Annotated in this window: 7 protein-coding genes; 4 read left to right on the top strand and 3 right to left on the bottom strand. The window is 70.8% G+C overall.

Annotation, left to right across the window (positions count from 1 at the left end):
• Both FUT87_RS24065 and FUT87_RS24060 read right to left on the bottom strand, forming a co-directional pair.
• Positions 1 to 331, bottom strand: a 331-nt coding sequence (locus tag FUT87_RS24065; protein WP_147242627.1) for a PAS domain-containing protein, incomplete at its 3' end; no start/stop codon positions are given.
• A 205-nt stretch (positions 332 to 536) separates the two neighbouring features.
• Positions 537 to 1,529 carry an SDR family oxidoreductase gene (locus FUT87_RS24060; protein WP_217648416.1) on the bottom strand — a complete coding sequence of 331 codons (993 nt, stop codon included), beginning with the start codon at positions 1,527 to 1,529 and terminating at the stop codon, positions 537 to 539.
• Positions 1,530 to 1,667: 138 nt separating this feature from the next.
• On the opposite strand from FUT87_RS24060, the gene FUT87_RS29320 reads away from it, so the two are divergent.
• The 4 genes from FUT87_RS29320 to otsB all read left to right on the top strand — a co-directional run bounded on the left by FUT87_RS29320 (position 1,668) and on the right by otsB (position 5,643).
• Complete coding sequence (locus tag FUT87_RS29320; RefSeq protein WP_175538128.1) at positions 1,668 to 1,880, top strand: hypothetical protein; 213 nt, start codon at positions 1,668 to 1,670, stop codon at positions 1,878 to 1,880.
• Between the two features lie 126 nt (positions 1,881 to 2,006).
• Positions 2,007 to 2,573 (top strand): hypothetical protein, encoded by a 567-nt coding sequence (locus FUT87_RS24055; RefSeq protein ID WP_147242626.1) that lies wholly within the window; start codon positions 2,007 to 2,009, stop codon positions 2,571 to 2,573.
• Positions 2,570 to 4,861: a trehalose-6-phosphate synthase gene (locus FUT87_RS24050; protein WP_147242625.1), complete on the top strand. Its 2,292-nt coding sequence runs from the start codon at positions 2,570 to 2,572 to the stop codon at positions 4,859 to 4,861. The genes FUT87_RS24055 and FUT87_RS24050 overlap by 4 nt, the downstream gene beginning before the upstream one ends.
• Positions 4,858 to 5,643 (top strand): trehalose-phosphatase, encoded by a 786-nt coding sequence (otsB, locus tag FUT87_RS24045; protein ID WP_147242624.1) that lies wholly within the window; start codon positions 4,858 to 4,860, stop codon positions 5,641 to 5,643. The genes FUT87_RS24050 and otsB overlap by 4 nt, the downstream gene beginning before the upstream one ends.
• Positions 5,644 to 5,833: 190 nt before the next feature.
• Here the strand turns inward: otsB and FUT87_RS24040 are convergent, their stop codons facing one another.
• Entirely contained in the window at positions 5,834 to 6,955 is a 1,122-nt protein-coding gene (locus FUT87_RS24040) for a mechanosensitive ion channel family protein (protein WP_091724783.1), read from the bottom strand.
• Between the last annotated feature and the right edge of the window lie 128 nt (positions 6,956 to 7,083).

The following is a 7,083-nucleotide window of genomic DNA, read 5'->3' as shown; positions in this document are numbered from 1 at the left end:
CGCCCAGGGTGCGCAGCTCGCCGCTGAGCGGATCGCGGCGCCGGAAGCGCCGGTCGCGCACGCGGTAGAGGTGCAGGTCGGCGCCGATCATCCGGTACTCGCGCACATGCCCGTCGCCATGCGGCAGATCGTCGGCGCAGAACGGCCGCGGCAGTTCGCCGGCATCGGCCGGCAGCACCGCGTGGTTCCACTGGATCGGGTCGTCGAGCAACGCCTGCGGGGTCAGGCCGAGCAGCCCTTCCACCGAGGCGCTGACATGCAGCAGGCGTTGACTCGCGACGTCGGCGCACCACACCAGGTGCCAGGGCGTCTCGAAGGCCTTGTCGTTCATGAGGCGGGTCTCCTTGGAACTTCCGGAGGACGGGTGGCGCGGGCGGGGAACCGCCGTCGACAGGCTCCGGGCAATCGCGGTGCCGTCCCCGATCCGGGGACAGCGGCCGCGCATCGCCCCCCGGCGCGTCGCTCGGAGTGCGCTGGGGGAGCCGGCGTCGGAGCCAAGGTCGAAGGCGGCATGGAAGGCGGCGTCGGGCTTATCCTCAAATGGCGCCCACGCTGCCGGTCACCGGCAGCACGATGCCGGTCACGTAGCCCGAGCACACCGGCGAGGCGAGGTAGACGTAGGCCGGCGACAGCTCCTCGGGCTGCGCGGCGCGTTTCATGTCGCTGGTGGCGCCGAACTCGGACACCTTCTTGGCGGGCGAGTCGGCCGGGTTGAGCGGCGTCCACACCGGCCCGGGCGCGACCGCGTTGACGCGGATGCCTTGCGGCAGCAGGTTCTGCGCCAGCGACTTGGTGAAGGCATGGATCGCGCCCTTGGTCGAGGCGTAGTCCAGCAGCGTCGCGCTGCCGCGCAGGCCCACCACCGAGCCGGTGTTGATGATGCTCGCGCCCTGCTTCAGGTGCGGCAAGGCCGCCTGCGCCATGTGGAAGTAGCCGAAGATGTTGGTCCGGAAGGTCAGCTCCAGCCGTTCCTCGGTCAGGTCGGCCAGCGTCTCGGCGTGCTCCTGGAAGGCCGCGTTGTTGACCAGCACGTCCAGCCGTCCGAAGCGCTGCACGACCTTCTGCACTGCTTGCCGACAGAACTCCCGGTCCTGCACGTCGCCCTTGATCAGCTCGCACTGGCGGCCCTCGGCCTCCACATGGCTGGCGGTCTTGCGCGCGTCCTCGTCCTCGCTGAGGTAGACGATGGCCACGTCCGCGCCCTCGCGGGCGAACAGCACCGCCACCGCGCGGCCGATGCCGGAGTCCCCGCCGGTGACGATCGCCGTCATGCCCTCGAGCTTGCCGCTGCCGCGGTAGTCCGGCGCCAGGAAACGCGGCGCGAGGTCGAGATCGCCCTCCTCGCCCGGCTTGTCCAGGTGTTGCGTGGGGAAGCGGCTGGGCTGCTCGCGCGCGCCGGCCTGCACCGGCTCGTCCTTCGAGGACTTCCTGCCGGCTTCCTTGGCCTGCTTCTCCTGGTCCTTGACGTCCTGCTGATGCTGCACGTGCTGCTGCTTCTCCACGGTGTCCTTCGCGGTCTTCGTCGTCATGGGGTACTCCTTGGGAACGGTCGTCGATGCCGGGATTCGGCAAGCGCCGGACCGGGCTGCGCGCCTCCATGGCGGCGAAGCCGCCACTTGAAACCGGGCGCGCCGCTTGCAGGCACCCGTGCGACACAAGGACCGCTCATGACGCCATTCGCTCCGCCGCTCCACGCCCACACGGTGCCGCCCAGCCCGCCGCATCCGAACGAGGTGCCTTTCGTGCCGCCGCCGCCGCACGGCCCCACGCCGGAGCCGGACGACCAGCCGCCCGACGTCATCGATCCGCCCATCCCCGGCGAAAACCCGATCCCGGTGCGCGAGCCGCCCTACATGCCGCCGCCCACCGCCATCAACTGACTTCGGGCGGCTGGGCGAGCGGGCGAATCGCGGGCGGTGCGTTCGGAGAGAGGCGCGCACCAGCATCGGGCGGCACGGCGATTGCCAATGACAGGGGCTTGTTTCCCTCTGTCACAGGAGTCGCCTTTGAATGCATTGCTGCTCCCGGCGCTGCGCCGGGCATGCGCCGACGGCGTGTTGGCCAGCCTGTTCTCGGGGCTGGCGCTGTTGCGCGGCAGCCGGTCCGACCATGCCCATCTGGTCGGTCGTTCCGAGTACCGCGTCGGCCGTCCGCCGCTGAAATCCTCCGCCGCCAACCTTTTGCTACACACCGCCACCGGCCTGGTGTGGGGCGCGCTCTACGACCGCCTGCGGGCCCTGCGTGACCGCCCCACCCGCGGCAACGCCGTCACCGACGCGCTGCTGCTCACGGCCGTCGCGGTCGGCGTCGACCGCGTCGTCACGCCCAGCGTGCTCACCCCTGGCGCCGACAAGCGCGCCACCGCCTCCGGCACGCGCCCGCCTTCGGCGATGAGCCTGCTGATGATCTACGGCGGCTTCGCGGCCGGCCTGGCGCTGGGCGGCATGCACGCGCTGCGCGACCATCCCCGCGCCGGCGCGGACGCTGAGAACGACAGCGACTACGGCGACTACGACGAGGACTTCGACGTCCTGGCAGACCCTGCGCCCCGACGCGCGGGCAGCCGCGCATGAAGTCGCTGCATCTCCAGATCCGTTTCCTGGTTCCGCTGCTGATCACGCTGACCGTCGCGGCGCTGCTGGCGCTGCCGCTGCTGGACCGGATGACCCTGCGCTGGTTCTCGCGCGACCTGAGCGCCCGCGGCGAGATGGTCGCCAAGACCCTCTCCGTCGCCATCGCCGACATCGATCCCACCGCCAAGCGCGACCGCCTGCGCAACCTGCTCGAGCGCGGCGTGCTCGACGAGCGCCTGGTGGGCATCGCCATGTGCGCGGCCGACGGCACGCAGGTGCTCAGCACCAAGGGCTTCCCCGACACGCTGGGCTGCAAGGAGGCCGAGATCACCGCCGCGCGCAAGGATCCGCGGCTGGAGCTGGCCAGCGGCGCGGTGCACGTGGGCGTCTTCCCGGTCAATCCGCAGCAGGCCGACTCCGACCGCCTCGTGCTGCTGCACGACCTGAGCCTGCCCGACCGCCGCAGCCTGGACACGCGGCGCTACATGATCATCTTCATCACGGTGCTGGGCCTGGCGGTCGCGGGCATCACGATGGTCGTGGCGCAGCTGAGCTGGCGCGGCTGGGTCTCCGGCATGCGCGCGATCCTGCGCGGCGAGGGCCTGGTGCGGCCGCTGCTGGGCGGCGCCGCTTCCGACGGCAGCGGCCCGCAGACCGCGCCGCCCGAGCTGCAGCCGCTGGAGGTCGAGATCCGGCAGCACATCCGCGAGCTCGAGGACAACCTCTACCGCGAGCACGGCCCGCTCACGCCCTGGGACCCCGACCGCCTGCGCGGCCTGCTGCGCACGCAGCTGCGCGGCGACCAGGTCATCGTCGTCTCCAACCGCGAGCCCTACATCCACCAGCGCGGCCCGGGCGGCATCTCGGTCAGCCGGCCCGCCAGCGGCCTGGTCACCGCGGTCGAGCCAGTCATGCGCGCCTGCTCCGGCACCTGGATCGCGCACGGCAGCGGCAGCGCGGACCAGGACGTCGTCGACGCCAACGACCGCGTCGCCGTCCCGCCCGACACGCAGGAGTACGTGCTGCGCCGCATCTGGCTCAGCGACGAGGAAGAGCGCGGCTACTACCAGGGCTTCGCCAACGAAGGCCTCTGGCCGCTGTGCCACGTCGCCCACGTGCGACCGGTCTTCCGCGAATCCGACTGGGCGCAGTACCGCGCGGTCAACCAGCGCTTCGCCGACGCCGTCGTCGCCGAGGCGCGCGGCGACGACCCCGTGGTCCTGGTGCAGGACTACCACTTCGCACTGCTGCCGGCGATGGTGCGCGAGAAGCTGCCCAAGGCCACGATCATCACCTTCTGGCACATCCCCTGGCCCAACCCCGAATCCTTCGGCATCTGCCCATGGCGGCGCGAGCTGCTGCAGGGGATGCTGGGCAGCACCATCCTCGGTTTCCACACCCGCTTCCACTGCAAGAACTTCACCGAGACCGTGGACCGCTACCTGGAGGCCCGCATCGAACACGAGCACTCCACCATCAGCTACCAGGGCGAGCCCACGCTGGTGCAGAGCTACCCCATCTCCATCGCCTGGCCGACCGACGAGGAACGCGCCGGCTGGCCCTCGCCGGCGGACGCGCGCGCGGCGGTCTTCGAGCGGCTGGGACTGGCGCCTGACACCGTCATGGCGGTCGGCGTCGACCGCTTCGACTACACCAAGGGCATCCTGGAGCGGCTGCACGCGGTCGAGCGCCTGCTCGAGAAGTACCCGCAGTGGCAGGGCCGCTTCGTCCTCGTGCAGGTCGCCGCGCCCACGCGCAGCGCGCTGGAGGAATACCGCGAGTTCCAGGACCGCATCCACCGCGTCACCGAGCGCATCAACCTGCGCTTCGGCGGCGCGGGCTACAAGCCGGTGCTGCTGCTGGCCGAGCACCACGACCACTCCGCGCTGATGGAGCTCTACCGCGCAGCCCACATGTGCGTCGTCACCAGCCTGCACGACGGCATGAACCTCGTCTGCAAGGAATTCATCGCCGCGCGAGACGACGACCAGGGCGTGCTCATCCTCAGCCGCTTCGCCGGCGCCGCGCGCGAGCTGCCGGAGGCGCTGGTCATCAACCCGTACCACGTCGAGGAAACCACCGATGCCTTGCACCGCGCCGCCACCATGCCGCCGCAGGAGCAGCGCGAGCGCATGGCCAGCCTGCGCATGACGGTGCGCGAGTTCAACGTCTACCGCTGGGCCGGCCGCATGTTGACCGATGCCGGCCAGTGGCGGCTGCGTGAGCGCATCACACGGCGCGTGCAGCGCCGTGCGCGCGAGTCCGGCGAGGAGGCCCTCACGCCATGAAGCCGGTGCGATACCTGCTCGACGCGGAGGGCCGCGCCGCGCTCGCCCGCCTCATGACCCGCCGACCGCTGCTTGGTTTCGATTTCGACGGCACGCTCGCGCCCATCGTCATGCATCCGGACGAGGCGCGCATCCCGGCGCGCACGGCGGCCCTGCTCGCGCGGCTCGCGGAGCGCGTGCCGATCGCGGTCGTCAGCGGCCGCCAGGTCCTGGACGTCCGGCACCGGCTCGGCTTCAAGCCCACGCACATCGTCGGCAACCACGGCGCGGAGGACGAGTTCGACGGCCCGGACCCGCGCCTGGTCACCACGCTCGAGGCCTTCCGGGAACGGGCGCGGCGCCTGGCGCCGATGCTGGCCGACGCGGGCGCGAGCATCGAGGACAAGGGCGCCTCGCTCGCCATCCATTACCGCTTGGCGCCCGACCCGGTGCTGGCGCGCGAGGCGATCGCGACGCTCATGCGCGAGTTGCCGCCGGGCGTCGAGGCGGAGCATGGCAAGCGCGTGGTCAACATCCTGGTCGAGAACGCGCCGGACAAGGGCGACGCCATGCAGCGCCTGGCCCGCCGCTACGGTGCCGAGGCTGGTTTCTACGTCGGCGACGACACCAACGACGAGCCTGCCTTCGAGCGTGCGGGCGACGACTGGGTGACGGTGCGCATCGGTCCTCGCCTGGACCACAGCCACGCGCGCTACTACCTGCAGGAGCAGTCGGAGATCGACGACGTCCTGCGCCTGATGCTCTCGCACCTCGACAGCTCCGGCGCCCTCGCCCGCCCCTGACACGCACGCCTCGTCGCAGGACGCCAGTGCTTCGGGCTCAGTCCGACCGGGTCCCCTTTTCGGAACTTAAGGAGGGAATTTGGCGGCCGGGGCGGCCGCCAAAGGAGGGAGATGGAGAAAAGGGGACCCGGTCGGACTGAGCGGCGCTCGGTCTCCGCATGCCGCCCCTCACCAAACAGACACCCCGCCTTCAAGGCGCCGGCGACGGCGGCAACGAGGGTTTGATGACGGGTGCCGCCGGCGCTGGCACGTCTTCCACAAGCGCCCTCACCCTGGGCAGCGACTGCGGATAGGTTTTCTGCAGCCAGGCGATGAGCCCTTCCCTCAACTCGCATCGCAGGTCGAAGGCTTTCCCGGAGTCTTTCGCGCTGACCAGCACGCGGATCTGCATGGTGCGCTCGGTGGTCTCGACGACCTGCACGCCGCAGACGCGGCCGTCCCAGTGGGCTGAAGCTTTGCACATCGCCATGGCCTTCTCCCGCAGATCCTGGACTGGGAGCGTGAAGTCGACCCACAGCATCACGGTGCCGAGGATGCTGGCGCTGGTGCGCGTCCAGTTCTGGAATGGATGTTCGATGAACCATTGCAGCGGGATGACGAGCCGGCGTTCATCCCAGACCTTGAGCACGACGTAGGTGGAGGTGATTTCCTCCACCCGCCCCCATTCGCCTTCGATGATGAGCACGTCGTCGAGCCGGATGGGTTGGGCCATGGCGATCTGCAGGCCGGCGAGCAGGTTCCCGAAGACCGAGCGCGCGGCCAGGCCGAAGACGAGGCCGGCGATGCCGGCCGAGGCCAGCAGGCTGGCGCCGACCTGTTTCGCGCGGGGGAAGGTCATCAGCACGAAGGCCAGCGCGGTGAGCATCACCGCGCCCTTGGCCACGCGGGCGAGCACCTTGGTCTGGGTCTGGATGCGGCGTGCCGCGAGGTTGTCCTCGACGTCGGCCGGATGCATCAGCGCCACGCCCTGCGCGACGCCGGTGATCGCCCCCGCGCCGACGGCCGCGAGCGCGAGGATGGTCAGCACGCCCAGCAGGTGTTGCACGCCGCCGATGCCGGCGACGGTATCGGGCACACCCTGGGCGGCGATCAGCAGGCCGATCAGCGGCAGCGCCCAGCGCGCAGGGTTGTCGCAGCGTTTCACCACCGCGGTCAGCAGCGGCGAGAACCGGGTCAGCCGCAGCGCGATCGGCCGCAGGATCGCGTGCAGCAGCAGCGCGCCCGCCACCACGGCCAGTGCGCCGAGCAACAACTGACCCCACAACAGCAGGTCGGCATCGAGGACGTTGAATCGGGTCTTCCAGGCTTGCATGCGGCGGGCAGCGGCAAGTCCCGTTCCGGCGCCGGGCCGGCCGCTTGCCGGACGGGGAGTGATTCCACGACCAGGAGACCGACATGGCCGACAGCAAGACCCGTCCATCGCCCGGCGACGCGTCGCAA

Source organism: Mitsuaria sp. TWR114, from assembly GCF_007997345.1.
The sequence above is the reverse complement of the archived record's forward strand: the minus strand, read 5'-3'. Positions and strand labels throughout refer to the sequence as shown.

Bases quoted from the DNA above. Each gene is read 5' to 3' on its own strand.
- FUT87_RS24040 (WP_091724783.1), bottom strand. From the start codon at position 6,955: ATGCAAGCCTGGAAGACCCGATTCAACGTCCTCGATGCCGACCTGCTG.
- otsB (WP_147242624.1), top strand. From the start codon at position 4,858: ATGAAGCCGGTGCGATACCTGCTCGACGCGGAGGGCCGCGCCGCGCTC.
- FUT87_RS24060 (WP_217648416.1), bottom strand. From the start codon at position 1,529: ATGACGACGAAGACCGCGAAGGACACCGTGGAGAAGCAGCAGCACGTG.
- FUT87_RS29320 (WP_175538128.1), top strand. From the start codon at position 1,668: ATGACGCCATTCGCTCCGCCGCTCCACGCCCACACGGTGCCGCCCAGC.
- FUT87_RS24050 (WP_147242625.1), top strand. From the start codon at position 2,570: ATGAAGTCGCTGCATCTCCAGATCCGTTTCCTGGTTCCGCTGCTGATC.